The following is a 26,978-nucleotide window of genomic DNA, read 5'->3' as shown; positions in this document are numbered from 1 at the left end:
TCACGGGGCAGCGCCCCACGACCGCCCGCGGGCCGCGCGGGTCAGGCCATGCCCGCCAGGATCAGCGGCAGCCGGGCCTCCCCGTCCGCCGTGACCCGCACCGGAACGCCCCAGTCCTGCTGGTGCACATGGCACGCCGGGTACTCGTTCGCCGGATCGTCGTCGCACGAAGCGGCCATCGCGGAAACGTGCAGCACGCCCTCCCCGACCGCCGGGTCGATCTCCAGCCGCCGCGACAGCTCCGTGCCCGTACCCGCACCGGAGCGCAGCAGCTCCGGCGGGGTGGCCGAGACCAGCAGCCGGGTCGACGGGCCGTACCGGGTGTCCAGCTTCTGCCCGTTGGGCGCCTCGAAGACCACGTCGAGGACCACCGGCCCGCCCGCGACGGCCGTGGCCGCGCGCTGCGTCCGGTGCGCCACCGCCGCCACCCGTACCGCCTCCTCCGGCAGCCGCAGCCGGGTCAGCCGGTGCGCCGCCGACTCCACGACCACGATGTCCCCGTCGGCCAGCACCGCGCCGGAGGGCTCCCGCAGCTCCGTGGCGAGCGTGGTGACCTGCCCGGTCGCCGGGTCGTAGCGGCGCAGCGCATGGTTGTAGGTGTCGCAGACGGCGACCGAGCCGTCCGGGAGGGCGGTCACCCCCAGCGGATGCTGGAACAGCGCCTGGGCCGCGTCGCCGTCCCGGTGCCCGAAGTCGAAGAGCCCGGTGCCGACCGCGGAGTGCACGGAGCCGTCCCGGCCGATCCACCGCAGCGCCGAGGTCTCCGAGTCCGCGATCCACAGCCGCTCCCCGTCCGCGGCGACCGCGAGCCCCGAAGGCTGGGCGAACCAGGCCTCGTCCGCGGGCCCGTCGACCAGGCCCTCGTTGGTGGTGCCCGCGGCCCGGCGGACCGTCCCGGCCTCCGGGTCGTACGTCCACAGCTGGTGCGTCCCGGCCATGGCGATCCACAGCAGCCCGTCCCACCAGGCCAGATCCCACGGCGACGAGAGGTCGACCGTCAGGGCGGGCCCTTCGGCGGGAGACCCCTGCCACCACTGCTTCCCGGTGCCCGCGAGGGTCTCGACCGCCCCGCTCGACGGGTCGTAGGCCCGGATCCGGTGGTTGACCGTGTCTGCGACGGCGACCCGCCCGTCGGGCAGCAGCGCCAGCCCCTGCGGCTCGTTGAACTCGTCCGCCCCGCCGATCCTGCGGACCACCGTCTCTCCGTCGGGCTCCAGCTCCACCAGCTGGTGCCGGGTCGAGTCGGAGACCAGCAGATTCCCGGACGGCAGCACCAGCACCTTGCCGGGGAAGCGCAGATCGGTCGCGACGGGCTCGGGCGCCACATAGGGCCCGTCCCCGCGCCGCAGCGTCCCCTTGGCCGCGTGCTCCTCCTCCAGCTCAGCGACCAGCCGCGCGATGGCGTGCGCATGCCCCTCGCCCGCGTGCTGGGCGACGACGTACCCCTCGGGGTCGATCACCACGAGCGTCGGCCAGGCCCGTACCGCGTACTGCTTCCAGGTCACCAGCTCCGGATCGTCGAGCACCGGATGCGCCACCTGGTACCGCTCGACGGCGTCGACGACCGCCCGGTGGTCGGCCTCGTGCACGAACTTCGGAGAATGCACCCCGACGATCACCAGGGTGTCGCGGTGCTTCTCCTCCAGCTCGCGCAGTTCGTCGAGGACATGCAGGCAGTTGATGCAGCAGAAGGTCCAGAAATCGAGAACGACGATCTTGCCGCGGAGGTCTGCGAGCTTCAGTTCCCTGCCGCCGGTGTTGATCCAACCGCCGCCGCCGACCAGCTCGGGGGCGCGAACACGTGCACGAGTAGCCATGCCTCCATCCAACAGCATGACCGGATCCCCGCATTCCGGGGCGTGGGCACCGGAGGATGCCTTATGGGTCGCACGGCCGCGGACCGGGGTGAACCCAGCACTCAGAGGTCACCGTGCTCCGCCGGAAAGGCCGTCTCCGCTCGTACCGGACCAGGCCTCGGCGGCCTCGTCCAGCTCCCACTCCTGCCACGCCTGTGCGTACTCGTCCTCCGACAAGGACATACGGAGGAGGCCGATGGCGATCTGGATCACTGCGGACCGGGATTCGGCGGACGTCGCTGCCGCGTACTCGTCGAGGAACGCGACATCTCTTTCAGGGAGGCTGACGCTGATCTCCATACCGCCAAGGCTGCCCGAGTAGCATCACCAGGGCCACCCTCTGCGCCATTCTGCAGCAGGCTTCACGTGGTTCCGGGAGCCGGGAAGGGAATGCCCGTCACCGTGGCGAACCCTCGCCGTCCCCGTGTTCCGGCCTTGCACCCGGGCCTACGATCGTGAGACGAAAGCCCTGCCGGGCCGCGGCCCGGCGGCGTAACTTACTGTCGAGCCTCCCGCTCCCACCGCAACCAGCCCGCCACCGCCACCGCCAGCCACCCGCAGAATCGTCGAGGGGTCCCGTGACCGTCCATCCCAGCCTCCAGACCTACGCCGATGCCTGGACCCACTCCCTCGAAGCAATAACGGAGCTGGTGACACCACTCGTCGAAGGCGAGTGGAACCGGGTGACGCCCTGCCCCGCCTGGTCCGTCCGGGACGTGGTCTCCCATGTCATCGGGCTGGAGACCGAGTTCCTCGGTGACCCCCGGCCGATCCACACCCTGCCCCGCGATCTCTACCACGTGAAGAGCGACTTCGCGCGGTACATGGAGATGCAGGTGGACGTACGGCGGCATCACACCGCGCCGGAGATGGTGGCCGAGCTGGAGTACGTGCTGATCCGGCGGGCCCGGCAGCTGCGGAACGAGAACCGGGCGCCGGACGCCAGGGTGCGGGCGCCGCTCGGGGCGGAGATGACCCTGGAGGTGGCGATGCGGATGCGGGCCTTCGACTCCTGGGTGCACGAGCAGGATCTGCGCGCCGCGCTGGGCCGGCCCGGCAATCTGGACTCGCCGGGTGCGCACATCACCCGGGACGTGCTGCTGGAGGCCCTGCCGAAGGTGGTCGCCAAGGACGCGGGCGCCCCGCCCAACTCCGCCGTGGTGATCGACGTGCACGGGCCGCTGGAGTTCCTCCGTACGGTCCGGGTCGGCGCGGACGGCCGGGGCTCGGTCGACGGATCGCCTTCGCTGGGCCCCGTGGTCACCCTCGCCACCGACTGGGAGACCTACTACCGGCTGGCATGCGGCCGGGTGCGGCCGGCCGCGGTCGCGGACCGGGTGAAGGTCGACGGGGACCAGGAGCTGGGCGCCGTCATTCTGCGGGAGTTCGCGGTCACACCCTGAGCGGTCTGCCCTGAGCGGTGCGCCCCGGGCCCTGCGCCCCGAGGCCGCCGTCCGATGCCCGCGCGTGCCCGCCGTCCGGCGGGACCCTCCCGCGCGAGCACCGGCACTCGCGTCACAGCACCGTGCGATACAGCACCGGGCGATACGGCACCGTGCGATACCGCTGCCCGCCACGCCGCCGGTCCGGGATCCGTTACGCCTTCGCCGGTACGTGGACCGCCTCCACCCGGCTCGCCACCAGCCGTTCCCGCTCCAGCCGGGCCGTCCGGCCGCGCAGGCGGAGGATCTGCACGACGCCCAGCGCCTCCAGGACGAAGACGCTGGAGAACGCGGCCCGATAGTCGCCGCCGCTGCTGTCGAGGAGCAGTCCGATCGCCAGCAGGGTGGTCATGGACGCGGTGAAGCCGCCCACATTGACGATCCCCGACGCCGTGCCCTGGCGCTCCGGGGGATTCGCCGGGCGGGCGAAGTCGAAGCCGATCATGGACGCCGGACCGCAGGCACCGAGCACCGCGCAGAGCGTGATCAGCAGCCAGAGCGGGGCCCGGCCACCGGGGTACGCCAGCACCGCGCCCCACACCACGGCCGTGGCCAGGACCGTGCCCAGGGCCAGCGGCAGCCGCGCGGCATGGTGGCGCGCGATGATCTGCCCGTACACCAACCCCACCACCATGCTCACCAGCACCACGAGCGTCAGCAGTGCCCCGGCGGTCTCCCGCGTCAGTCCCTCCGCCTCGACCAGGAACGGCATGCCCCAGAGCAGCATGAACACCATCGCCGGGAACTGCGTCGTGAAGTGGACCCACATCCCGAGCCGGGTGCCCGGTTCCCGCCAGGAGCCGGCGATCTGACGGCGGACGGAGCCCGCGCCCCGGTGCCGGACGGGCGCCGGTTCGTGCCCCTCCGGATGGTCCTTCAGAAAACAGAGCACCAGCACCAGCACGACGGCCCCGGCCACCGAGCTGCCGCCGAAGGTGAAGACCCAGCCCCGTTCGTCGAGGAGCCGGGCCAGGACGACCGTGGAGACCAGGTTCCCGACCATGCCGAAGAGCGCGGCGATCTGTCCGATCAGCGGGCCGCGCCGGGCGGGGAACCAGCGCCCGCCCAGCCGGAGCACGCTGATGAAGGTCATCGCGTCGCCGCAGCCGAGGAGGACCCGGGCGGCGAGGGCCGTCCCGTACGAGGGGGAGAGCGCGAAGCCGAGCTGGCCGAGGGTGAACAGGGCCGCCCCGATGGCCAGCACCCTCTTGGTGCCCAGCCGGTCGACCAGGACGCCCACGGGGATCTGCATCCCCGCATAGACCAGCAGCTGGAGGATGGAGAAGGTGGAGAGCGCGGAGGCGCCGACGCCGAAGCGGTCGGCGGCGTCGAGTCCCGCGACGCCCAGGGACGTGCGGAAGACGACGGCGACGCAGTAGACGGAGACCCCGATGCCCCAGATCAGGGCGGCGCGGCGGCCGCCCGGCGGATCACCGGGCAGGGATATCGGACCGGGGGCGCCCGCGGCGGACCGCGGGCTCATCGGACGTCGCCCCGCGCCAGACTGTTGAACCACCCCACGTGCCGGTGGATGATCGCGGCGGCCGCCTCCGGATCGCCCGCCCGCAGCGCTTCGAGGATCTCACCGTGCTCCACGACGTTCTTGGCGATCCGGTCGGGATGCGCGTGCATCACGGCGACGCCCATCCGCAGCTGACGGTCGCGGAGCTGCTCGTACAGCTTGGAGAGGATGGCGTTGCCGCCGCTGCGGACGATCTCCAGATGGAAGTTGCGGTCGGTGACGGCGACCGCGGCCAGATCGCCCTCCTCGCCCTGCCGCTTCTGCTGCTCCAGCAGCTGCTCCAGCCGGGCCAGCAGCTGCGGCGATGCGGGGACGGCCTTCCGCGCGGCGTGCTCCTCGACCAGCAGCCGGGTCTCGACGACATCGGCGATCTCCTGCGCCGATACGGCGAGGACCAGCGCGCCCTTCTTGGGGTAGAGCTTGATCAGCCCTTCGACCTCCAGTTTGAGCAGCGCCTCCCGGACGGGGGTACGGGAGACGCCCACCTCGTCGGCGAGTTCGCCTTCGGTGAGCAGGGTCCCTCCGGCGTAACGGCGGTCGAGTACGGCCTGCTTGACATGGACGTAGACGCGTTCGGCGGCGGGGGTGACGGGGGCGGGAGCAGGCATGCGCACAGCTTAGATACAACACAGGTGCATGCCCAGAGGGCGTCCGACCGGCGGACCCCGCGCCTCCGTACGGCTACCCGGTCCACACGGGGCACCGTGACGCAGAACACCCCGCTCTCGAAAACTTTTCCGCAGAAACGGCACTGCGCCGTGCATCCATTCGGCGCGCACGAACGTCTACCCCAGCGACCCCTTGCGGCTCACGGCCGCCCGGGTCCCCCTTTCTTTTCTTTCCTTATGCATTACGGCAATTGACGCATTCGTCCCTTTCGGAGCGTTTCTTTTGATACTCAGCAGCGTGCGCGCCCGTCGCGCCGCCACCGTCGTCCTCTCCAGCGGCCTTCTGATCGCCGCTTCCCCCTTCGCCGCGACCTCCGCGCAGGCCGCCCCGGCGGTGCCGACCGTCAGCGCCAAGAGCGCCTTCATGCTGGACTTCGCCAGCGGCAAGCCGGTCTACAAGAAGGGCGCGGACACCCGTCGCCAGATGGCGAGCACGACGAAGATCGTCACCGCGGCCACGGTCCTGACCTCGCCTAACCTCAATCTGAACCGCAAGATCACCATCAAGAAGACGTACACCGACTACGTCGTCAAGAAGGGCGGCAGCTCCGCCCAGCTCAAGGTCGGGGACGTGCTGACGGTCCGGCAGCTGCTGTCGGCCCTGATGCTGCCGTCCGGCTGCGACGCCGCCTACGCCCTCGCGGACGCCTTCGGCACCGGAAGCAACACCACCGCCCGGACGAAGTCGTTCATCGGCAGCATGAACCGCAAGGCCGCCGCGCTCGGCCTGAAGAACACCAAGTACGACTCCTTCGACGGCATCTCCCAGGCCGGCCAGAACTACACCAGCGCCAACGACATGGCGCTGATGACCCGCCACGCCTTCACGAGCCCGGTCTTCCGCGAGGTCGTCAAGGCGACGAAGTACGTGGCCGTGGCCACCGCTTCGAACGGCAAGAAGCGCACGTACACCTGGTACAACACCAACAAGCTGCTCGGCTCCTACTCGGGCGCTGTCGGTGTGAAGACGGGTACGGGCACGGCTGCCGGCCCCTGCCTGGTGTTCGCCGCCACCCGTAACGGCAAGACGTACATCGGTGTCGCCCTGAACGGCACCGACCGCTTCACGGACGCCGCGAAGCTCCTGGACTACGGCTTCAAGTCGACGACCGCGAAGACCATGCAGCTCCGCACGCTCCCGGCGGGCGCCCAGCAGGACTGATGCCTTCCGGCCGGTGACACACCACAGCCCGGGGCCCGTGACCATGTGCCTGGTCACGGGCCCCGGGCTGTTGAGCAGGGTGCTCGGACCCAGGTACTCAGACCCAGGTGATCAGCTTCTTCGGCTGCTCCAGGATCGCGGCGACGTCCGCCAGGAAGCGCGAGCCCAGTTCACCGTCGATCAGCCGGTGGTCGAACGACAGCCCCAGCGTGGTGACCTGACGCGGCTTCACCTTCCCCTTGTGGACCCAGGGCCGGAGCTTGATGGCACCGACCGCGAGGATCGCGGACTCGCCCGGGTTCAGGATCGGGGTCCCGCTGTCGATGCCGAAGACACCGACGTTGGTGATGGTGATCGTGCCGCCCTGCATCGCGGCGGGCGTGGTCTTCCCCTCCCGGGCCACCGAGACCAGTTCACCGAGGGCGGCGGCCAGTTCGGGCAGGGTCTTGTCCTGGGCGTCCTTGACGTTCGGCACGATCAGACCGCGCGGGGTGGCCGCGGCGATGCCCAGATTGACGTAGTGCTTCTGGACGATCTCCTGGTTGGCCTCGTCCCAGGAGGCGTTGATCCCGGGGTTGCGCCGGACGGCGACCAGCAGCGCCCGGGCGATCAGCAGCAGCGGATTGACCCGCACCCCCGCCAGATCCGGATCCGTCTTCAACTCCTCGACCAGCTTCATCGTGCGGCTGATGTCGAAGGTGACGAACTCGGTGACGTGCGGAGCGGTGAAGGCACTGCCGACCATGGCCGCCGCGGTCGCCTTCCGTACCCCCTTGACCGGGATACGGGTCTCCCGGGCACCGGACTGCACCGGGGCCACCGGGGCCACCGGGGCCACCGGGGGCAGGACCTCGCCGGCGGGGGCCGGGGCGGTCTCCGGGGCCGGGGCGGCGACCACCGCGCGTACGTCGTCGCGGGTGATGATGCCGTCCGGGCCGGTGGGCCTGACCTGCGCCAGATCGACACCGAGGTCCTTGGCCAGCTTCCGTACCGGCGGCTTCGCCAGCGGACGGGGGCCGAGCGCGCCCGGCGGGACGTCGGCGAGGGCCCGGCTGCCGTTCAGCCCGCCGCCGCCCGCACCGGTCCCGTTGCCGTTCAGCTCTCCCTGGAGCGCGGCGGCGGCCTGCTGGACCGGCACCTGCGCGGCGGGGGCCGTAGTTTTACGGGGCCTGCGCCGGGTGGACGTCTCGGTGACGCCGTAGCCGACGAGCACCGGCGTACGCCCCTTCGGCGCCTCTTCGGCAGAAGCCTGCGCCGCGGGGGCCGGTGCGGCAGTGGCCGGTGCGGCGGGGGCCTCCCCCGAGGCGGCCCCGCCCACCGTCTCCCCGGATGCCTCCCCGGACGCCGTGCCCGGGGCCACGTCCACGGAGATGATCACCTGGCCGACGTCGACCGTCGTGCCCTCCGGGAAGCGCAGCTCGTGCACCACGCCGTCGTACGGGATGGGCAGCTCGACCGCCGCCTTCGCCGTCTCGACCTCGCAGACGACCTGCCCGTCGGTGACGGTGTCACCGGGCTGTACGTACCACTTGAGGATCTCCGCCTCGGTGAGTCCCTCGCCCACATCGGGCATCTTGAACTCACGGAAGCGCGAAGCGTTCTCCGTCATGATCTCGGCACTCCCTCGTTCCTCAGTACGCCAGCGCGCGGTCGACGGCGTCGAGCACCCGGTCCAGACCCGGCAGGTACTCCTCCTCCAGCCGCGCCGGCGGGTAGGGGGCGTGGAAACCGCCGACCCTCAGCACCGGTGCCTCCAGGTGGTAGAAGCAGCGCTCCGTGATCCGGGCGGCGATCTCCGCGCCCGAACCGTAGAACACCGGTGCCTCGTGCACCACCACCAGCCTGCCGGTCTTCTCGACCGACCGCTGGATGGTGTCGAAGTCGAGCGGCGAGACCGACCGCAGATCGAGCACCTCGACCGAGACGCCGTCCTCGGCGGCGGCCGCCGCGGCCTCCGTACAGACCTTCACCATCGGCCCGTACGCCGCCAGCGTGATCCGGTCGCCCTCGCGCACCACCCGGGCGGTGTGCAGCGGTCCGGGGATCGCCTCGGTGTCCAGCTCGCCCTTGTCCCAGTAGCGCCGCTTGGGCTCGAAGAAGATGACCGGGTCGTCGCTCTGGATGGCCTGCTGGAGCATCCAGTAGGCGTCGGACGCGTTCGACGGCGTGACGACCTTCAATCCGGCGACATGGGCGAACAGCGCTTCCGGCGATTCGCTGTGGTGCTCCACCGCGCCGATCCCGCCGCCGTACGGAATCCGCACGACGACCGGCAGCTTGACCGCTCCCAGCGCGCGGGCGTGCATCTTCGCGAGCTGGGTGACGATCTGGTCGTACGCGGGGAAGACGAAGCCGTCGAACTGGATCTCGGCGACCGGGCGGTAGCCGCGCAGGGCGAGCCCGATGGCGGTGCCGATGATGCCGGACTCGGCCAGCGGGGTGTCGATCACCCGGTCCTCGCCGAAGTCCTTCTGGAGCCCGTCGGTGATCCGGAAGACGCCGCCGAGCTTGCCGACGTCCTCACCCATGATCAGGACCTTGGGGTCGGTCTCCAGCGCCGTGCGCAGCGATTCGTTGAGCGCCTTGGCGAGGGGAAGTTTCTGTACGGCCACGGTCAGTGCCCCTCTCCGTGCGCGTCGGTGCCGGTCGCGTGGCCGGGGGCGTCCGCGAAGGACGCCTGGTACGCGGCGAACTGGGCGCGCTCCTCGTCGACGAGCGCGTGCCCGTCCGCGTAGACGTTGTCGAACATCGCCATCGGGTCGGGGTCGGGCATCGACCGCACGGCCTCCCGCACCCGCTTGGCGAGGACGTCGCTCTCCTCCTCCAGCGCGGCGAAGAAGGCCTCGTCCGCGTGGCCCTCCCGCTCCAGATGGCGGCGGAGCCGCAGGATCGGGTCCTTGGCCTCCCAGGCGGCGCGCTCGTCGTCGGCGCGGTACTTGGTGGGGTCGTCGGAGGTGGTGTGCGCGCCCATGCGGTAGGTGAAGGCCTCGACCAGGGTGGGGCCTTCGCCGCGGCGGGCCCGCTCCAGCGCCCAGCGGGTGACGGCGAGACAGGCGAGGACGTCGTTGCCGTCGACGCGGACGCCGGGGAAGCCGTAACCCTGGGCGCGCTGGTAGAGCGGCACCCGGGTCTGGCGTTCGGTGGGCTCCGAGATCGCCCACTGGTTGTTCTGGCAGAAGAAGACGACGGGCGCGTTGTAGACCGCGGAGAAGGTGAAGGACTCGGCCACATCGCCCTGGCTGGAGGCACCGTCGCCGAAGTAGGCGATCACGGCGGAATCGGCGCCGTCCTTGGTGATGCCCATCGCGTAGCCGGTGGCGTGCAGCGTCTGCGAACCGATCACGATGGTGTAGAGGTGGAAGTTGTTGCTCCTGGGGTCCCAGCCGCCGTTGTTGACGCCGCGGAACATGCCCAGCAGATTCGTCGGGTCGACTCCGCGGCACCAGGCGACGCCGTGCTCGCGGTAGGTCGGGAAGACGTAGTCGTCGTCGCGCAGGGCCCGGCCGGAGCCGATCTGCGCGGCCTCCTGGCCCAGCAGGGACGCCCACAGGCCCAGCTCGCCCTGGCGCTGGAGGGCGGTGGCCTCGGCGTCGAAGCGGCGGGTCAGGACCATGTCCCGGTAGTAGCCGCGCAGCTCTTCGGGCGTCGGGTCGAGATCGAAATCGGGGTGCGGGACGCGCTCCCCCTCGGGGTTCAGCAACTGAACGAGCTGCGGCTCGGAAGGCCCCGGCCGGGCCGGCTGTGCCTTCTTCGCGGCGCTCACGCGCTTGGTGCCGCCGGTCCTCCGCGGTTTCCGGGCGGCAGTGCTCTCCACGGTCACGTGCGTGCTCCTCCGTCTGTCCGGTCCCCCGGGTTCGCCGGGAGGCTGGGGTCGCCCCGGGCCTCAGGAGGCCGGGGAGGCTCGTCCGCTCCCGCTCCCCGCACGGGGTGGGTGCGGTGCCGGGAACAGACGTGACAGGTGCCCCGGCGAGCGCCCTGTCCTCAGCACGTTACCCAGTGTCCCTCATTCCTGCGAAACCCCATTTGACCTGCATTTTTGCTTGGATTTCCAAGTAAATCGCGAAATGGGGCGGCACCGGGGGAACAATCACTGGTCAGGGCCTTGGACGCGGCCATGGATGGCGGCCTGGTGAACCGCCGGGAACAACCGCACGGTATCCCGGCCACCCGGGGCACGGGAAGAGTCGATGTGTGAGACTGCAAGCGTGCGCGAAGAAGGAAAAATCACCGTATTCCTACTCGATGATCATGAAGTCGTCCGCCGGGGCGTTCATGAACTGCTCTCGGTCGAGGACGACATCGTCGTCGTCGGCGAGGCCGGGACGGCCGAGGACGCCCTCGCCCGGATTCCGGCGACGCGGCCCGATGTCGCCGTGCTGGACGTCCGGCTTCCGGACGGCAGCGGGGTGGAGGTCTGCCGGGAGATCCGTTCCCAGGACGAGTCCATCAAATGCCTGATGCTGACGTCCTTCGCGGACGACGAGGCGCTTTTCGACGCCATCATGGCGGGCGCTTCGGGATATGTGCTGAAGGCGATCCGGGGCAATGAGCTGCTGTCGGCGGTCCGTGATGTGGCGGCGGGGCGCTCCCTGCTGGATCCGGTGGCCACCGCGCGGGTCCTCGCCCGGCTGCGGGACGGCGGTCCCAAACGGGACGACAAGATCGCCTCGCTGACGGAGCAGGAGCGGCGGATCCTCGACCTGATCGGGGAGGGCATGACCAACCGCGCGATCGGCGAGCGGCTGCACCTGGCCGAGAAGACCATCAAGAACTATGTGTCGAGCCTGCTCAGCAAGCTGGGCATGGAGCGGCGCTCGCAGGCGGCGGCGTACGTGGCCCGGCTCCAGGCGGAGGGCAGGTCCTCGTCCCCGTCCGGGACGTACTAGCCTCCGGCTCGGGCAGGGGGTGCCGTCGGGGGGCGGCCCGGGGGCGTACCGGCGGAAGGCGCCGGAGACCGGCTGCCGGGGGCGGCCCTGCGGGACGTACAGGGGTACGGGCTGCGGAGGTACCAGGGCCTGACCGCTCCCGGCGACGAGGGCGGGCGCCCGGGGACGGGAAGGACGGCGGCTTACGGGGCCGATGGCCGAGGCCGCTCCCGGGACCACGGGACCGCGACTCTGTGGATCCGGAAGCCGGACCGGCTCCCGGCAGCCCTGTGGGTCCGGCGGACAGGGCGGGCCGGAGGCTCCGGCGGTCCGGCGGCGCACCCGAATCCAGCAAGCGCGCCCCGGGGGAGCCGGGGCAACCGGCCCGGGCCCGGGGGCCCGGCTCAGGAGTCGAGTCGAGCCGAGCGGCAGGCGAACCGGCAGGCGTACCACGCCACAACAGGGGGTATCACTCTTCGTGACGCAGTCACCCGAGCTTTCCGGCCCACCCGGCACCGCCCGGGCGGGACTAACGTCCCCGCCGAGCAGGGGCGGCGGCCCCTTCCGCGCACCGGTCCCGGGGCCGAGAGTGGAGGTCATGCCCACCGAGTCCCCCGCTTCCGCCGGCCGCCCCGGTGCCCCCGGCCTGTCCGGGACCTCCGGCCTGCCCGGGATATCCGGCGGCCCCGGGACCTCCGGCCCGTCCGGCGCCTTCGGCACGGGGGACCCCTTCGGTCCGCCGAGCACCGGCTCCGGGACCGGCACCGGCACCGACTCCGGGACCGATGCGGACACCGCCCGCGCCATCGACCTGCTCGGCCGGGTCTCCTTCGGCCGGCTGGCGACCAGCATGCGGGCGATGCCCTTCGTCGCCCCCGCCCGGCATATCGTCAACGACGGCGGAGTCGTCCTCCGCATCCACCGCGGCTTCGGCTACCACCGCGCCTGCAACGGCAGCGTCGTCGCCTACGGCGCGGACTCCTTCGACCGCGGCGGCCGGTCCGTCTGGTCCGTCCAGTTCATCGGGACCGCCCGGATCGTCTGCCCGACCGACGAGGAGCTGCTGCTCTTCGGCGCCGAACCCGAGCAGGCGGACGGCGAACCCTTCGAGCCCGTATTCATGCGCGTCGAACCTCAGTTCGTCACGCTGCATACGCTGGAGTATCGCGAAGAGCAGCCCAACGGACACGCTGCGTGATCTAGCATCTGGCGAGTGCCGCGCTCATATGACACCGCCGTCCCTCCCGTCGGCGCCCTGCTGCGCCGCTACGACAACCCCGGCGAACCGCTGTCCTGCGAGCCGGTCTCCCAGGGCCTGCTCAACCGGGGCTACCGGCTGGCCACCACCCGGGGCGCGTACTTCCTCAAGCACCATCTGGACGACGATCCCGAGGTCATCGTCCGCCAGCACCGGGCGACCCAGCGGCTGGAGCCCCTCGGGGTGCCCGTCGCCCCGCCGGTGGCGGACGCCCGCGGCGATACGGTCGCGGTCATCGGCGGCCACTGCTACGCCCTGCACCCCTGGGTGGACGGCCGCCACCGCGACGGCGCCCATCTCTCCACCGTCGAATGCCGCCGGCTGGGCGCCCTGCTCGGCCTGGTCCACACCTGCCTCGAAGAGGTGATGAACCATCCGCCGGGCCGGTCCGCCCGGAGCGGTCGCGAACTGCCCCCACAGGGAACCGGAGCGGAGACCGGAGCGGAGACCGGCGGGCGGGACGCGTACGAAAGCGCCGATCCGCGGGAGACGTTCTCCCTCATCGACGAACTGCTCTCGCTGATCCGGGCCGCGGGCGGCCCGCGCGACTCCTTCGACGTCCTCGCCGAGCACCGGCTCGTCGAACGCCGCACCCTGCTGGAGCTGCACGCCGATCTGCGGCCGCCGCCCGCGCCCGCCGGGGGCTGGGTGCACGGCGACTTCCACCCCCTCAACCTCCTCTACCGGGGCGCCGAACCGGCCGCGATCGTCGACTGGGACCGGCTGGGCGTCCAGCCGCGGGCCGAGGAGGCGGTCCGGGCCGCCGCCATCTTCTTCGTACGGCCCGAAGGCGCACTGGAGCTGACGAAGGTACGGGCGTACGCCAGGGCGTACCGCCGGGCCGCCGGCGCGGACACCACCGAACTCGCCGCGGCCGTCCACCGCGTGTGGTGGGAACGGCTCAACGACTTCTGGATACTGCGCTGGCGCTACCAGCGCCACGACCGGAGGGCCGACCCGCAGTTCGCCGCGGTGTCGGCCCTGGCGGTGTGGTGGACGAGGGAGTACGAGGCGGTACGGGAGGCGTTCGCCACCTGACGGACCCGCCCGGCGCCCTGCACACCGCGCCCGGCGGGGAGTTGAGCCGCGGGCGGATCACCCGCGGTGACCGGCCGGGCGCCGGATCAGGTGGTGCCGCCGCTCGCCGCCGCGGCGCCCTGCTGGCCGGTACTGGCCTGGCCGCCCGACGCCGTCTCGCCGGTGTTGCCGCCCTGCTGGCCGCCGTTGTCCGTGCTGCCCTGCTGACCGCCGTTGTCGCTGCCGCCCGGCTGGCCGGGCTGCTGGGGTTCCCCGGAGCCCGGGTTCTCCGACTGGGTCGGCGGCTCCTCGCTGGTGTCGTTCGACGGCTTGGTGTCGTTCGACGGCTTCGTCGACTGCGAGGGCTGCCACGATTTGCTGTTCTTGGGCCACTTCGGCCGCTCGGACCAGCGCGGGGACTCGTTCTCCACCTCCTTCTCGGAGGGCTTGGACTCCGCGCTCGGCGACGGCGACGACTTCACCGACGGCGAGTCGGACACCTTGGTGTCGTCACCGGGGCTCTCGTTGCCGGTGTCCGCGGCCCGCAGCGCCATCGCCACACCCATCACGACGGCGATCACCGCGAGCGCGGCGAACAGCACCATCCGGCCGCGGCGGCGGCGCCCGCCGGACTGCTGCTGGTAGCCGGAGAAACCGCCGTCGTCGGGATTGACCGGCGGCAGGATCGGCCCTGCCGAGGTCTCGCCCTGCACCGCGGGGTGGACCGCCGTGGGACCGCCCGGCGCACCCATGACACGGGTGGTGCCGCCGTAGGTGTCGACGGGTCCGGTGTTCCAGCTGCCGGTGTGCCCGCCCTGCTGCTGGAGCATCTGGAGCGCGTACTGCACCAGTCCGCGCATCTCCTCCGAGCTCTGGAACCGGTCGTCCGGGTCCTTCGCCAGCGACCGCATCACCAGGCCGTCCAGCTCCGGCGGGACCGAGTCCAGCACCTCGGACGGCGGTACGGGCACGTCCTGGACGTGCTGGTAGACCACGGAGAGCGGGGTCTCGCCGGTGAACGGGGGCCGCAGCGCCAGCAGTTCGTAGAGCAGACAGCCCGTCGCGTACAGATCGGAGCGGTGGTCGACGGCCTTGCCCAGCGCCTGCTCCGGCGAGAGGTACTGCGGGGTGCCCATGACCATGCCGGTCTGCGTCATCGTCGTGGACGCGCCGTGCAGGGCGCGGGCGATGCCGAAGTCCATCACCTTGACCGCGCCGGAGTTGGTGATGATGACGTTGGCCGGCTTGATGTCCCGGTGCACGATGCCGTGCTGATGGGAGTACGCCAGCGCCTCCAGCACCCCGGAGACGATGATCAGCGCCTGCTCGACCGGGGGCGCCTCGGCGTTGATCAGCAGATCGCGGATCGTCCGCCCTTCGACCTTCTCCATGACGATGTAGGGGACGGACTGGCCGCCGACGGCGTCCTCCCCGGAGTCGTACACCGCGACGATCGCATGGTGGTTCAGACCGGCGACGGACTGTGCCTCACGGGTGAAACGGGCCTTGGAGACCGGGTCCTCGGCGAGATCGGCGCGGAGCAGCTTCACCGCGACCTCACGGCCCAGCCGGACGTCCTCGGCCGCATAGACCTCGGCCATGCCGCCGCGGCCCAGGCGGTACGTCATCCGATAGCGGCCGCCGCCGACAAGACCGCCCGGCCCCCAGTGGTCCCCGGATCCCGGCACGCCGCCGACGCCTGCTTCGGGTTCGGGTGCCATCAGTCCTCGCCGTCGTCTCTTCGGTGTCTGTTCGGTGGAGCCGTCGTGTTCTGTTGCCGGGGTGGGGTCCCGGGGCGGCAGGCGCCGGATGCAGGGTGCCCGATATCGGCCGCCGCGTGCGCATCCGTCTCATACCCAACGCCCGGGACAGGCGTTCCGTTGCCTCACGCTACAGCCTCCCACCGACACCGCCGTGCGGGACGGACCCGTCGCCGGGGCCGCTGTGAGCCCGGCCACGCCCGTCACATGGCGTTCCTGTAACGCTTCCGGGACGCTTCCCGTGCGGAGGGTCACGGAACGGGCACCCGGCTTGACGTGCCGGTCACCTGCGGCAGACTTGCCCCGTAAACGGGGCATCGCGTGAGCACCGGAGCCGCCGGGACCGCCGGAGGCCGCGGGGGTGTACGACGTGCACCGCACACCGCGATCCGCGCGGCGGCAGCCGGCCGGCCGCGGACGCTCACGCCGAGGGGGAAGCAGAGCATGAGCCAGGACGGCGCGCAGGGCCACCATGTCGGCGGCTCGGTCGCGAACGGCCGGTACCTGCTTCGCGATCTGCTGGGCCAGGGCGGGATGGCATCGGTGCACCTGGCGTACGACACCGTGCTCGACCGTCAGGTCGCCATCAAGACCCTCCATACGGAGCTGGGGCGCGAGCAGTCGTTCCGGGAGCGCTTCCGCCGCGAGGCGCAGGCCGTCGCCAAGCTCTCCCACACCAATATCGTCTCCGTCTTCGACACCGGCGAGGACGAACTGGGCGGCGCCCTGGTGCCGTACATCGTCATGGAGTACGTGGAGGGCCGCCCGCTCGGCGCCGTACTCCAGGAGGACATCCGGCAGTACGGGGCGATGCCCGCCGACCGGGCGCTGAGGGTGGCGGCCGATGTACTGGCCGCCCTGGAGTCCTCGCACGAGAACGGGCTGGTGCACCGGGACATCAAGCCCGGCAACGTCATGCTGACCCGGCGCGGCGTCGTCAAGGTGATGGACTTCGGCATCGCCCGGGCCGTGCAGTCGGGCGTGACGTCCATGACCCAGACGGGCATGGTCGTCGGCACCCCGCAGTACCTGTCGCCCGAGCAGGCCCTGGGGCGGGCGGTGGACGCCCGCTCCGATCTGTACTCCGTCGGCATCATGCTCTTCCAGTTGCTGACCGGGCGGCTGCCGTTCGACGCGGACTCGCCGCTGGCCATCGCCTACGCGCATGTCCAGGAGGAGCCGGTCGCGCCCTCCACGGTCAACCGTTCGGTCACGCCCGCGGTGGACGCGCTGGTGCTGCGGGCGCTGAAGAAGAACCCGAACGAGCGGTTCCCCTCCGCCGATGCCATGCGGAACGAATGTCTGCGGGTGGCCGCGGGCGGGCAGCCCGCGGCGCCCTCCGTGATCAGCGGTCCGGGCGGCGGAAGCGGGGCCGGAGTGGGCTCCGCGGTGTTCCCGCCGCATGCGCCGTCCCCGCACACCCCACCGCATGCCGCGCCGCAGCACGGTCAGGGGCACGGCCACAGTCACGCCCCGGTCTCCCCGCCGCATCCGCACATCGCACCGCACCCCCGGCAGCAGCCGCCCGCGCACTCCCCGGCGCACGGCATAGCCCGCGCGCCGTACCAGCAGCAGCCGGGGCCTCAGACGCCGTACGGCTCGCGGGGCCACGGCCCGGGCACCCCGCCGCCGCAGCAGCGCATGGCACCTCCGCCGTACGGCTATCCGCAGCAGGGCGGGGCCGGAATGGGCGCCCATGTCCCGCCGCCGTACGCCTCCCCGCCCACCCCCCGGCCCGCCCCGGTGATGCAGCACCGGCCCGGACCCGCGGCGCCCAAGGGGACCAGCCGGGGCCGCAAGGTGGTCCTGGGCATCGTCTCCGTGTTCTCCGCGTTCATCGCGATCAACTTCGGGATCGGCTTCATCGGCTCCATGCTGGACAAGGACTCGCCGGATGTGGAGGTCGTGAGCACTCCGCCCGGATCCACCGGATCGGGAGACCGCGGTACGGGGACGGATACGGGCACGGGTACGGACAGCGGATCCGGGAAGGCCGCGGACCCCATCCCGCCGGACCGCACCCGCACCATCAAGGCCGAGAAGTGCTCGGAGGCCCGTGAGGACTCCTCCGACCCGTCGAAGGTCGACGCCCCGAGCCTGCTCTACAAGGACCTGCTCTCGGTGAAGGACTGTCTCCGGGCCGCGGGCTGGACCTGGAAGGTCACCGAGGTCGACAACCCGCAGTACCCGAAGGACGCGGTCGTCGAGCAGTTCCCGAGCGCGGGCAGCCCGGCCTCCGAGCGCCAGCAGTTCGAACTGACGGTCTCCACGGGCAAGGCGGGCTGACGGCGTAAGGACCGGGGGCGCCCCGGCTTCTCCGGCCGCCGGGCCGGTTCCGTACCGCATCGGCAGTGGACCGGGAGCCGTCCGCCCCTCCCCGGCGCCCCGCCCCACCGGCGAGGTGCCCGCGTCGACTTCCGGGGCGCCGTGTCCCCCTCCCGTGTGGAACCGCGCCGCCCGAGATGCCGGACGGCCCGTGGCATGTGACGCTGAGTCCGTGATCACGGACGCCGGCCGCCGCCTCGCGGCCCGTACGGGAGGGGGCTCCCCCCGGTGCATCCCACACTCCGCTCGCGCTGTGCGATCACCCTCGCCGCGCTGGCCGTACTGGCCACCCCCCTGGCGTACGGGAACGGACCGGGCCTGCTGACCGGAACGGCCGCCGCCGTCACCACCCTCACCGCCGCGGCACCGGCCGCCGGTCCCGGCGGCCCGGAGACCGCCGTACCCCCCGGCAGCACCGGCCCGCCCCCGGACGCCGCCGGTTCCGGGACGGGGGCCGCGGCGCCCGCGCCCGACCCGCACGAGTCCCTCGCCGGGCACCCCGCCGGAGAGGGGCGGATCCGGCCCGGCCGGCCGCCGCACCACCTTCCGCCGCGCCCCCGGGGCGATACCGAGGACCCGCCCGCCGAGGCGTCCGTGTCACAGTCCCGTACCGGAACCCCCTCCGATCCGCCGTCCGCCACCGACACCACCGACACCACCGACACCGCCACCGCCGCCGCGGAGCCCGATCCGGCCGCCCCCGCCGCGGACGGCGACCTCCTCCGCCCGGACGGTGCGGACGGCTGGCGCGGCGATACCGACCCCGCGGCCGAACCCACGCCGTACCTCACCGGGGACGCCCCCTCCGCGGCAGGTCAGCACCGTACGCGAGCGACCGGTACCCCGGCGGCACACGAGTTCTCCCCGCTCTCCCTGGGCATCGGCCTGGCCCTGATGGGCCTGGGAATCGGCTTCCTCGGGATCCGGCTGAGGCATCGCTGAGGGCCGCCGGGTCCCTCCTCCGTACCTCTCCGCACCGCCCCGGGTCCCCCTTGAGTCGGACGTGTCACATCCGTCTGCGGACGGTTGGAGGCGACCTGCATACCCGGTATACATACTCGGTATGTCCATCCGCCACGGGCTACTCGCCCTTCTGGAGCACGGCCCCCGGTACGGCTCTCAGCTCCGTACGGAGTTCGAGGCCCGTACGGGATCGACCTGGCCGCTCAACGTCGGCCAGGTCTATACGACGCTGAACCGGCTCGAACGCGACGGCATGGTCGTCCAGAACGGTGAGGACGACGCCGGACACGCGCTCTACGCCATCACCGAGACGGGCCGCAGCGAGCTGAAGACCTGGTTCGAGGCCCCGGTCGACCGCACCAGCCCGCCCCGGGACGAGCTGTCCATCAAGCTGGCGATGGCGATCGGCGCACCCGGCGTGGACATCCGCAGGGTCATCCAGTCCCAGCGCCACCACACGGTCAAGGCCATGCAGGACTACACCCGGCTCAAGATGCAGGCGCTGGCCGCCATCGAGAACGGGGACGGTTCGCGGGAGCGGGACGACATCGCCTGGCTGCTCGTCCTGGAGCAGCTGATCTTCCAGACCGAGGCGGAGGCGCGCTGGCTGGACCACTCCGAGGCCCGGCTGATCCGGCTCTCCGCCACGGCCGATCGGAGAGCGGCGAACGACCGGAAGGCCGCGAAGGGGGCGGACGGGGACCAGGTCTCCGCCCCGCCCGCTCCCCACCGGGCCGGTACCCGGCCCCACTGAACCACCCGCACTACTCGCACTACCCGCACCATCTGCACCACTTGAACCACCCGCGCTGCTTGAACGCTCGAACCGCTTGAACCGCTTGAGCTGCTTGAGCTGCTTGACCCGCTTGAAGGCGCCCGCACCACAGGCACCGTCCGCCGCACTGGAACCACCCGCACCACCCGAACCACCCACGCCCGCACGCGTGACCGTTCCCGCCCCCTTGCGCCCGCACCACAGATGCGTCCGTCACGGGGCGAGCCGACCGCGCCACCGGGTCTCGCCCGACCACGGCCCGTACCACCACCGGCCGGTCCGCCGTTCCATCGCCCGCGACCCCCACCGCTTCCTCCGGGGCCGCCGGGTCCCGCATGGTCCTGCGGAGCCGACGGCACCGGCCGACCGCTCATATCTGCCCGCCCAAGGGGGGAACCCACCATGTCCACAGCCAATCCCCAGCAGTCACAGCAGACCCGTTCGTCACAGCCGAACCAGCCGGTGCTCCAGTTGGTCCAGCTCACCCGGGTCCACGGCAGCGGTGCCACCGAGGTGCACGCACTGCGCGGGGTCAACCTCGACGTCTTCCCCGGCGAACTCGTCGCCGTCATGGGCCCGTCCGGCTCCGGCAAGTCCACCCTGCTGACCCTCGCGGGCGGGCTGGACCTGCCCACCTCGGGCCAAGTGATCGTCGAGGGCACGGACATCACCACCGCGAGCCGCAAGACGCTCGCCGCCCTGCGCCGCCGGAGCATCGGCTACGTCTTCCAGGACTACAACCTCATCCCGGCCCTGACCGCCGCCGAGAACGTCGCCCTCCCCCGGGAGCTGGACGGCACCAGCGCGCGCAAGGCCAAGGCGGAGGCCCTGGCGGCCCTGGAGGAGATGGACCTCGGCCATCTCGCCGAACGCTTCCCCGACGAGATGTCCGGCGGCCAGCAGCAGCGAGTGGCCATTGCCCGCGCCCTGGTCGGCGACCGCAGACTGGTCCTCGCCGACGAGCCGACCGGCGCCCTGGACTCGGAGACCGGCGAGTCGGTCCTCGCCCTGCTGCGCTCCCGCTGCGATGCGGGTGCCGCCGCCGTCCTGGTCACCCACGAACCGCGCTTCGCGGCCTGGGCGGACCGGGTCGTCTTCGTACGGGACGGCTCCGTCGTCGACCAGACGGTCCGCAGCGACGCCGACTCGCTGCTGACGGGCCAGGCGGCCGACCGGTGAAGACCGCACCGCACCCACCGACCGGCATACCCATGATCCGTACGAGGGCAGCACTGTGAAGAAATGGTTCCACTCCTGGCGGGCCGCGCTCCGTATCGCCCGCCGCGACGCCTGGCGCTCCAAGGGACGCAGCTTCCTCGTCCTGGCGATGATCGCCCTGCCGATCATGGGTGTCAGCGCCGCCGATCTGACCCTCCGCAGCGCCGAACTCTCCACGACGGAGACGCTGGAGCGCGAGATGGGCGCGGCGGACGCCCGGCTCAGCAGCCCGAGCATGGGTGGCGAGGCCATCTTCCAGGCCCCCGACGCCCGGCTCTACGAGCCCGCGAGGGTGCTCAAGGAGAACGAGCCGTACCCCGAGGGCCCGACGGACGTCCGCAAGGCGGCCCCCAAGAACGCCCGGCTGCTGCCGGACACCGTCGGCCGGGCGAAGCTGGAGACGGAACACGGACTGCTGGCCACCGAGGTCCGTGAGCTGAAGGCGACGGACCCGATGGCCGCGGGGATCATGGACCTCACCGAGGGCCGGTTCCCCGCACAGGAGGGCGAGGTCGCCGCGACGACCGCGTTCCTGAAGAAGAGCGGTCTGAAGGTGGGCGGCAAGCTGACCGCGCGCCACCTGGACCGCGAGTACCGGATCACCGGTGCCTACGAACTGCCCAGCAGTCTGAAGACGGACCAGATCAACGCCCTGCCGGGCGCTTTCATCAAGCCGCTCAACGAGGCGCTGAAGAAGGCGGAGCTGGGAACCGACTACGGCTCGACGACCTATCTGGCGGCCGTCGAGGGTGGTTTCACGTGGAACATGGTGAAGGAGACCAACACCAGGGGCGTCATCGTCGACTCCCGTGCGGTGACTCTCTCCAAGCCCGCGGACTCCGAGGTCCCGCTCTACCAGAAGCCCGGCTTCACCAAGTACTCGATGGACGGCCCGGGCTTCCAGGCCGAAGAGCTGACCGCTCTGGCCACCGTCGTCAGCCTGGCGCTGCTGGAGATCTGTCTGCTGGCCGGACCGGCCTTCGCCGTGGGCGCCCGGCGCTCCCGCCGGCAGCTCGGCCTGGTCGGCGCCAACGGCGGTGAGCGCAGCCATATCCGCGCCATCGTGCTCGCCGGCGGTCTGGTGCTCGGCGCGGCGGCCGCGGTGATCGGCACCACCCTGGGCGTGGTCCTCAGCATCACGCTGCAGGGCACCTTCGAGGAGATGATGGATGCGCGGTTCGGCGCCTTCGACGCCCGGCCGCTGGAGCTGCTCGGCATCGCCCTGCTGGCGGTGTTCACCGGCACGATGGCGGCGCTCGTCCCCGCCGTCACCTCGTCCCGTCAGTCCGTCCTGTCGTCGCTGACCGGACGCCGCGGTATCCGGCGCAGCAGCCGGGTCCTGCCGGTGATCGGGCTGATCGCGGTGGCCCTCGGCGCCACCATCGCCCTGGCCGGCTCGCTGATGCTCGAAAGCTTTGTGATCGTCGGTGCCGGCGCGATCATCGCCGAGCTGGGCATCGTGGCGCTCACCCCGGTCCTGGTCGGGCTCTTCGGGCGGCTCGGCGGCTTTCTGCCGCTGTCGCCGCGGCTGGCCCTGCGGGACGCGGTCCGCAACCGCGGCCGTACGGCCCCGGCGGTGGCGGCGGTCCTGGCGGCCGTCGCGGGCACCGTGGCGGTGGCCACCTACGCCGCGAGCGACGAGGCCCAGCAGAAGGCGGCGTACACCGCGCAGGCCCCGCACGGATCGGTCATCGTCACCGACGAGAACAGCCGTGACGTACCCGCGATCCGCACCGCGGTCCAGCGGACCATCCCGGTCGGGGTCCGGGCCGATGTGGACCGGCTCGTCGTCGGGAAGTCCACCTGCGCCATGTACGACGACGACCCGGCCTGCGGCCGGTACGTACTGATGATTCCGCAGGCCAAGAAGTGTCCGCTGTACTCGGACGGGGCCGTGCCCAACGGGGAGGACCCGGCGGCCAGGTTCACCGTCGAGCAGCGGCGCGCCCTGGCCAAGGACTGGCGCTGCAAGAACGAACAGGGCCCGTACCAGGGCGAGGTGGTCGTCGCGGACGAGAAGCTGCTGAAGGTTCTGGGCATCAAGAACCCGGCGGCGGAGCAGGCCCTGAAGTCCGGCAAGGCCATCACCTTCAAGAAGCAGCACGTCGGCGACGGCGGCACGGTCAACATCAAGGTCGTGACCGATATCAAGGCCGCCGACAAGGCTCTGGAGACCGGCAAGGAGGAGCCCGGCGTCATCAAGTCCTTCCCGGTGCACGAGGTGACCGGCGATGTGAACGCCTGGGGCTTCCAGACCGTGCTCCCGCCCGCCGCGCTGAAGTCCGCGGGCGCGATGAAGGCCGTGCCGTACGGCTCCTACGTCCTCACGGACGGCGGGGTCGCCGACAAGGACCTGCAGAAGCTGGAGGACGAGCTCTCCCGGATCGGGACCAGCATCAGCCTCTCCGTCGAGAAGGGCTACGAGTCCGACACCAGCATCGTGCTGGTGGCGCTGGCCGCCTTCGCCGCGCTGATCACCATCGGTGCGGCCGGTATCGCCACGGGTCTCTCCCAGGCCGATGCCGAGGCCGATCTGAAGACGCTGGCCGCGGTGGGTGCCCCGCCGCGGGTGCGCAGGACCCTCAGCGGATTCCAGTGCGGGGTGGTCGCCACGATGGGTGTGGTGCTGGGGACCGCGGCGGGTGTGCTGCCCGCGGTCGGGCTGCTGCTCACCGAGCGCCGGGACGAACAGTCCTGGTACGAGGACGCGCTGAACAGCGGGTACGAGATGCCCGCCCCGTACGTCCCGATCATCATGCCGTGGGAGACCCTCGGGGCCCTGCTGGTCGTCGTCCCGCTGGGCGCGGTGCTGCTGGCGGCGCTGATGACCCGTTCGCGGGGGGCGCTGGCCCGCCGCGAGACGACGTGACGGAACCGGCGGAGCTCCGGAGCGGGGCGGCGTGATGCGACGGCGCCCGGTCCGGCCGCGGTGACGGAAGCGGGCCCTCCGGTAGACCCGGAGTGACTCCGGTCCGCGGCTCCTTTCCAGGGGCCCGGACCGGACGGCACGGCGGCCACCTGCGCATTCGTGCCCCCGGGCGGGAGTGATCACTCCCGCCCGGGGGCACACCGCGTGATGACGCGCGGGTGCGCGAGAATGGCGGCATGGATATGCCGAGGAACGAACGCTCGCAGGAGAGTCCCCACGTCCTCGTCGTGGGGCAGGACGGCATGGCTCTCGGCGGCGGTGACGGTAACGGCGACGACGAGTCTCGTGAGGTCCCCGTGACGGACATGGTGGAACAGCCGGCCAAGGTCATGCGGATCGGCAGCATGATCAAGCAGCTGCTGGAGGAAGTGAGGGCGGCTCCTCTCGACGAGGCGAGCCGGGTACGGCTGAAGGAGATCCACGCCAGCTCCGTGAAGGAGCTGGAGGACGGTCTCGCGCCCGAGCTGGTCGAGGAGTTGGAGCGGCTCTCCCTGCCGTTCACCAATGAGGCCGTGCCCTCGGAGGCCGAGCTGCGGATCGCCCAGGCCCAGTTGGTGGGCTGGCTGGAGGGGCTGTTCCACGGTATTCAGACGGCCCTGTTCGCCCAGCAGATGGCGGCCCGGGCCCAGTTGGAGCAGATGCGCCGCGCCCTGCCTCCCGGCGCCCCGCACGACGACGACCCGGCCCACGGCGCCCTGCGCTCGGGCCCGTATCTGTAGACCGTCCCGGCCCGCGGCGGCAGGGGCCCGGATCGTCCCGGGCCCCCGCCGCGGGCCGTCGCTCCACCGTCGAACGGCTTCAGCCAGTCCCCGGGCCCGAGGCCGCCACCAGCACCTCCCCGGCCGCCGTGCGGACGTACAGCACCGATCGTCCGGCCCGGCGCCGCTCCACCAGCCCCGCGTCCAGCAGCACCCGGAGATGCCGGCCCACCGACCCCAGCCCCTGCCCGGTCAGGGCCGTCAGCTGGGTCGTGCTCAAGGGGGTTCCGAGCAGCGCCAGCACTCCGGCCCGGGCGCTGCCGACGAGCGTCCCGAGCCCGGTCGGGACGGGGCGCCGGTGGTGGTCCTCGGCGAGCACCCCGAGACAGGGGTAGAAGACCGCGTACCGCTCGCGCTCCTGCCACGCCACCCATCCGGTCCTCGGGGTCACCGGAGTGAACAGCAGCTCGGCCCCCGCGGGGATCTCCCGCGGCGGGTACGGCCACGGATTGACCTGGAAGCCGCTCTCCCCGAGCCATCGCGTCCCCGGTCTCAGCGAGTCCAGCACGGCCGCCCAGCCGCCCCGGCTCACCTGCGCGGTCCGCGCGGCCACATCGGCCTCCAGGACGCGTCTCCGGCGCTCCCAGTGGGGCCGTACGGCCGCCTCCCACACATACGTCAGAAGCGCGGCCGCCCGCTCGGGCAGATCGTCCCGGTCCAGGGCGGCGGGAAGCGGACCCCGGAGGGACACCCGGAGATCGTCCCGCGCCTTGCCGGGCCCGGCCGCACGCACCCGGGCCACGGTCTCCTCGAAGTCCTCCCCGGCGCCCGGCGCGGGGCAGAGGAAGTCGGCGTTCCACGAGGTGCCGAAGGCCGCCCGGACAAGCGGCGCCGCCACCGGATCGGCCGCCAGACGGGCCCGGTAGCCGGGCAGCTGCGCCCGCAGCCAGGCCCTTTCGCCCGGATGGGCGCCGCTCCCCGTATGCAGCAGGCGCAGGCTCGCGAAGGTCTCGGCGAACGGTGACAGCGCAAACCGGCTGGAGGCGAGGGTGTCGATGCCGATCTGCCACAAGCCCATGCGTACGACCTTTCGTGTACCGGCGAAACATTCAACAGAGCCTCCCGGAGTTCGGAGACTGCGGTGCATGCGCAGCTACCGCACCCTGTTCCGGACCCCCGAATTCACCCCGTTCCTGCTCTCCTTCGGCGCCTCCGGCGCGGCCCACACCATCGGCGGCCTGGCCCTTGGAACGCTGGTGTTCCGGGCCACCGGCTCCCCGCTCCTTTCGGCGCTCAGCATGTTCGGGCCGCAGCTCGCGCAGTTGCTGGGAGCCGCCTTCCTGCTCTCGGCCTCCGACCGGCTGCCGCCGCGGGCGCTCCTGACCACCCTCGCCCTCGCGTTCGCCGCTGTCACGGCGATTCCGGCGCTGCCCGGTCTGCCGGTCGCGGCGGTCTTCGCCGTCGTCCTCCTCCAGGGCCTGGTCGCCTCCCTGGGCGGGGGCGCCCGCGGGGGGCTGCTGAACGAGATCCTGTCCAAGGACGGTTACGTACTGGGCCGTTCGGTCTACAACATGCTCTGGGGCCTGATGCAGGTGGGCGGGTTCGCGGCGGGCGGCGCCCTGCTCACGCTCCTGTCCCCGCAGAGCTGCCTGCTCCTCGCGGTGGCACTGCACCTGCTGAGCGCCCTCGTCACCCGCCTCGGCCTCACGGCCCGCCCGGCGCGCTCGTCCGGCCGCCCGTCGCCCTCGGCCTCTTGGCGCAGCAACGCCCGGCTGTGGTCGTCGCGCCCCCGCCGACTGACGTATCTGGGGCTGTGGCTCCCCAACGGGCTGGTGGTCGGCAGTGCTTCGCTGTACATCTCGTACGCCCCCGGGGACGCCGGAACGCTGTACGCGTGCGCGGCGCTGGGCATGTTCGCGGGCGATCTGCTGGTGGGCCGGCTGGTGCCGCCCGCGGTCCGCTCCCGGCTGGTGGTCCCGCTGCGGCTGCTGCTGGCGATCCCCTATCTGTTCTTCGTGCTGCGGCCCGGCGTCGTACCGGCCGCCGTCGCCGTCACGGTCGCCTCCGTCGGCTACGCGGCGAGCCTGATCCTCCAGGAACGCCTGCTCTCCCTCACCCCCGACGCACTCACCGGCCAGGCCCTCGGACTGCACGGCACCGGCATGGCGGGCTGCCAGGGCCTCGGCGCCCTGCTGGCGGGCACCCTGGCCCAACTGACCTCTCCGGCCACGGCGATGTCGCTGATGGCGGCCGCTTCGGTGGGTGTGACCCTGACGCTGGCGGCAGTGGGGGGACAGGGAAAGGGGCCGACGGCCGTCCCCGGGCCGCGTCCGGCCGTGGGGCCGGATCCGGCCGGCGCCGACGGCAGATCCACCGTCGCGGAGCAGTGAGCGGAGGGAGAATTCCCGACCGTATACAGCGAATTTCCCGGCACCCCATCAGCACTTTTATCCCGGAAACCCTTGACCTCTGATTCTCCTGTGACTTCTGAGCCGGATGGGCATCAATGATGTGCCACCG

General features: G+C 71.9%; 21 protein-coding genes. 12 read left to right on the top strand and 9 right to left on the bottom strand.

Annotated elements, in window-relative coordinates:
* Positions 1-41: 41 nt before the first annotated feature.
* Both B7R87_RS16375 and B7R87_RS16370 read right to left on the bottom strand, forming a co-directional pair.
* Positions 42-1,817 carry an NHL domain-containing thioredoxin family protein gene (locus tag B7R87_RS16375; RefSeq protein ID WP_006347970.1) on the bottom strand — a complete coding sequence of 592 codons (1,776 nt, stop codon included), beginning with the start codon at positions 1,815-1,817 and terminating at the stop codon, positions 42-44.
* A 108-nt stretch (positions 1,818-1,925) separates the two neighbouring features.
* Positions 1,926-2,156, bottom strand: a complete 231-nt coding sequence (locus tag B7R87_RS16370; RefSeq protein WP_006347971.1) for a ribbon-helix-helix domain-containing protein — start codon at positions 2,154-2,156, stop codon at positions 1,926-1,928.
* Positions 2,157-2,434: 278 nt separating this feature from the next.
* Between B7R87_RS16370 and B7R87_RS16365 the strand changes: the two genes are divergently transcribed.
* Positions 2,435-3,259, top strand: a complete 825-nt coding sequence (locus B7R87_RS16365) for a maleylpyruvate isomerase family mycothiol-dependent enzyme (protein WP_006347972.1) — start codon at positions 2,435-2,437, stop codon at positions 3,257-3,259.
* A 193-nt stretch (positions 3,260-3,452) separates the two neighbouring features.
* On the opposite strand, the gene B7R87_RS16360 is transcribed toward B7R87_RS16365, so the two are convergent.
* Together B7R87_RS16360 and B7R87_RS16355 are read right to left on the bottom strand one after the other, a co-directional pair.
* Entirely contained in the window at positions 3,453-4,781 is a 1,329-nt protein-coding gene (locus B7R87_RS16360) for an MFS transporter (protein WP_006347973.1), read from the bottom strand.
* Entirely contained in the window at positions 4,778-5,428 is a 651-nt protein-coding gene (locus tag B7R87_RS16355; protein WP_006347974.1) for a GntR family transcriptional regulator, read from the bottom strand. Before B7R87_RS16355 ends, B7R87_RS16360 begins: the two co-directional genes overlap by 4 nt.
* 298 nt (positions 5,429-5,726) lie before the next feature.
* Here B7R87_RS16355 and B7R87_RS16350 point away from each other — a divergent pair, with 298 nt between their 5' ends.
* The gene (locus B7R87_RS16350; RefSeq protein ID WP_006347975.1) at positions 5,727-6,650 is read left to right on the top strand and encodes a D-alanyl-D-alanine carboxypeptidase family protein; all 924 of its coding nucleotides are present in this window, start codon (positions 5,727-5,729) and stop codon (positions 6,648-6,650) included.
* A 97-nt stretch (positions 6,651-6,747) separates the two neighbouring features.
* Here the strand turns inward: B7R87_RS16350 and B7R87_RS16345 are convergent, their stop codons facing one another.
* The 3 genes from B7R87_RS16345 to pdhA are packed head-to-tail and all read right to left on the bottom strand — an operon-like array spanning position 6,748 to position 10,470.
* Complete coding sequence (locus B7R87_RS16345) at positions 6,748-8,259, bottom strand: dihydrolipoamide acetyltransferase family protein (RefSeq protein ID WP_006347976.1); 1,512 nt, start codon at positions 8,257-8,259, stop codon at positions 6,748-6,750.
* Between the two features lie 22 nt (positions 8,260-8,281).
* Positions 8,282-9,262 carry an alpha-ketoacid dehydrogenase subunit beta gene (locus B7R87_RS16340; protein WP_006347977.1) on the bottom strand — a complete coding sequence of 327 codons (981 nt, stop codon included), beginning with the start codon at positions 9,260-9,262 and terminating at the stop codon, positions 8,282-8,284.
* 2 nt (positions 9,263-9,264) lie between these two features.
* The gene (gene pdhA, locus B7R87_RS16335) at positions 9,265-10,470 is read right to left on the bottom strand and encodes a pyruvate dehydrogenase (acetyl-transferring) E1 component subunit alpha (protein ID WP_006347978.1); all 1,206 of its coding nucleotides are present in this window, start codon (positions 10,468-10,470) and stop codon (positions 9,265-9,267) included.
* A gap of 385 nt (positions 10,471-10,855) precedes the next feature.
* Between pdhA and B7R87_RS16330 the strand changes: the two genes are divergently transcribed.
* From B7R87_RS16330 to B7R87_RS16320, 3 genes are all read left to right on the top strand, one after another.
* Complete coding sequence (locus B7R87_RS16330) at positions 10,856-11,536, top strand: response regulator (RefSeq protein WP_006347979.1); 681 nt, start codon at positions 10,856-10,858, stop codon at positions 11,534-11,536.
* Between the two features lie 577 nt (positions 11,537-12,113).
* Positions 12,114-12,713, top strand: a complete 600-nt coding sequence (locus B7R87_RS16325) for a pyridoxamine 5'-phosphate oxidase family protein (protein ID WP_006347980.1) — start codon at positions 12,114-12,116, stop codon at positions 12,711-12,713.
* A 15-nt stretch (positions 12,714-12,728) separates the two neighbouring features.
* Positions 12,729-13,811, top strand: coding sequence for a phosphotransferase (locus B7R87_RS16320; protein WP_006347981.1), 1,083 nt, complete (start codon positions 12,729-12,731; stop codon positions 13,809-13,811).
* Positions 13,812-13,897: 86 nt separating this feature from the next.
* Here the strand turns inward: B7R87_RS16320 and B7R87_RS16315 are convergent, their stop codons facing one another.
* The gene (locus tag B7R87_RS16315; protein WP_006347982.1) at positions 13,898-15,511 is read right to left on the bottom strand and encodes a protein kinase domain-containing protein; all 1,614 of its coding nucleotides are present in this window, start codon (positions 15,509-15,511) and stop codon (positions 13,898-13,900) included.
* A gap of 483 nt (positions 15,512-15,994) precedes the next feature.
* Here B7R87_RS16315 and B7R87_RS16310 point away from each other — a divergent pair, with 483 nt between their 5' ends.
* The 6 genes from B7R87_RS16310 (at position 15,995) to B7R87_RS16285 (ending at position 24,479) form a co-directional block, all read left to right on the top strand.
* Positions 15,995-17,836: a protein kinase domain-containing protein gene (locus B7R87_RS16310; protein WP_130584982.1), complete on the top strand. Its 1,842-nt coding sequence runs from the start codon at positions 15,995-15,997 to the stop codon at positions 17,834-17,836.
* Positions 17,837-18,103: 267 nt separating this feature from the next.
* On the top strand, positions 18,104-18,817 hold the full coding sequence (locus B7R87_RS16305; RefSeq protein WP_130584983.1) for a hypothetical protein: 714 nt from the start codon (positions 18,104-18,106) through the stop codon (positions 18,815-18,817).
* A gap of 121 nt (positions 18,818-18,938) precedes the next feature.
* On the top strand, positions 18,939-19,592 hold the full coding sequence (locus tag B7R87_RS16300) for a PadR family transcriptional regulator (protein WP_006347985.1): 654 nt from the start codon (positions 18,939-18,941) through the stop codon (positions 19,590-19,592).
* Positions 19,593-20,015: 423 nt separating this feature from the next.
* On the top strand, positions 20,016-20,792 hold the full coding sequence (locus tag B7R87_RS16295; protein ID WP_045852964.1) for an ABC transporter ATP-binding protein: 777 nt from the start codon (positions 20,016-20,018) through the stop codon (positions 20,790-20,792).
* Positions 20,793-20,847: 55 nt separating this feature from the next.
* Positions 20,848-23,700: an ABC transporter permease family protein gene (locus B7R87_RS16290; protein WP_006347987.1), complete on the top strand. Its 2,853-nt coding sequence runs from the start codon at positions 20,848-20,850 to the stop codon at positions 23,698-23,700.
* Between the two features lie 236 nt (positions 23,701-23,936).
* Positions 23,937-24,479: a bacterial proteasome activator family protein gene (locus tag B7R87_RS16285; protein WP_006347988.1), complete on the top strand. Its 543-nt coding sequence runs from the start codon at positions 23,937-23,939 to the stop codon at positions 24,477-24,479.
* A 79-nt stretch (positions 24,480-24,558) separates the two neighbouring features.
* Here B7R87_RS16285 and B7R87_RS16280 read toward each other — a convergent pair whose 3' ends face one another.
* Positions 24,559-25,536 (bottom strand): helix-turn-helix domain-containing protein, encoded by a 978-nt coding sequence (locus B7R87_RS16280; protein ID WP_006347989.1) that lies wholly within the window; start codon positions 25,534-25,536, stop codon positions 24,559-24,561.
* Positions 25,537-25,603: 67 nt separating this feature from the next.
* Here B7R87_RS16280 and B7R87_RS16275 point away from each other — a divergent pair, with 67 nt between their 5' ends.
* Entirely contained in the window at positions 25,604-26,848 is a 1,245-nt protein-coding gene (locus B7R87_RS16275) for an MFS transporter (protein ID WP_006347990.1), read from the top strand.
* Positions 26,849-26,978: the final 130 nt, after the last annotated feature.

The sequence above is a fragment of the Streptomyces tsukubensis genome (assembly GCF_003932715.1).
Taxonomy (GTDB): Bacteria; Actinomycetota; Actinomycetes; order Streptomycetales; family Streptomycetaceae; genus Streptomyces; species Streptomyces tsukubensis.
The sequence above is the reverse complement of the archived record's forward strand: the minus strand, read 5'-3'. Positions and strand labels throughout refer to the sequence as shown.

Bases quoted from the DNA above. Each gene is read 5' to 3' on its own strand.
- B7R87_RS16280 (WP_006347989.1), bottom strand. From the start codon at position 25,536: ATGGGCTTGTGGCAGATCGGCATCGACACCCTCGCCTCCAGCCGGTTT.
- B7R87_RS16300 (WP_006347985.1), top strand. From the start codon at position 18,939: ATGTCCATCCGCCACGGGCTACTCGCCCTTCTGGAGCACGGCCCCCGG.
- B7R87_RS16315 (WP_006347982.1), bottom strand. From the start codon at position 15,511: ATGGCACCCGAACCCGAAGCAGGCGTCGGCGGCGTGCCGGGATCCGGG.
- B7R87_RS16295 (WP_045852964.1), top strand. From the start codon at position 20,016: ATGTCCACAGCCAATCCCCAGCAGTCACAGCAGACCCGTTCGTCACAG.
- B7R87_RS16325 (WP_006347980.1), top strand. From the start codon at position 12,114: ATGCCCACCGAGTCCCCCGCTTCCGCCGGCCGCCCCGGTGCCCCCGGC.
- B7R87_RS16285 (WP_006347988.1), top strand. From the start codon at position 23,937: ATGGATATGCCGAGGAACGAACGCTCGCAGGAGAGTCCCCACGTCCTC.
- B7R87_RS16375 (WP_006347970.1), bottom strand. From the start codon at position 1,817: ATGGCTACTCGTGCACGTGTTCGCGCCCCCGAGCTGGTCGGCGGCGGC.
- B7R87_RS16355 (WP_006347974.1), bottom strand. From the start codon at position 5,428: ATGCCTGCTCCCGCCCCCGTCACCCCCGCCGCCGAACGCGTCTACGTC.
- B7R87_RS16275 (WP_006347990.1), top strand. From the start codon at position 25,604: ATGCGCAGCTACCGCACCCTGTTCCGGACCCCCGAATTCACCCCGTTC.
- B7R87_RS16310 (WP_130584982.1), top strand. From the start codon at position 15,995: ATGAGCCAGGACGGCGCGCAGGGCCACCATGTCGGCGGCTCGGTCGCG.
- B7R87_RS16345 (WP_006347976.1), bottom strand. From the start codon at position 8,259: ATGACGGAGAACGCTTCGCGCTTCCGTGAGTTCAAGATGCCCGATGTG.
- B7R87_RS16370 (WP_006347971.1), bottom strand. From the start codon at position 2,156: ATGGAGATCAGCGTCAGCCTCCCTGAAAGAGATGTCGCGTTCCTCGAC.
- B7R87_RS16360 (WP_006347973.1), bottom strand. From the start codon at position 4,781: ATGAGCCCGCGGTCCGCCGCGGGCGCCCCCGGTCCGATATCCCTGCCC.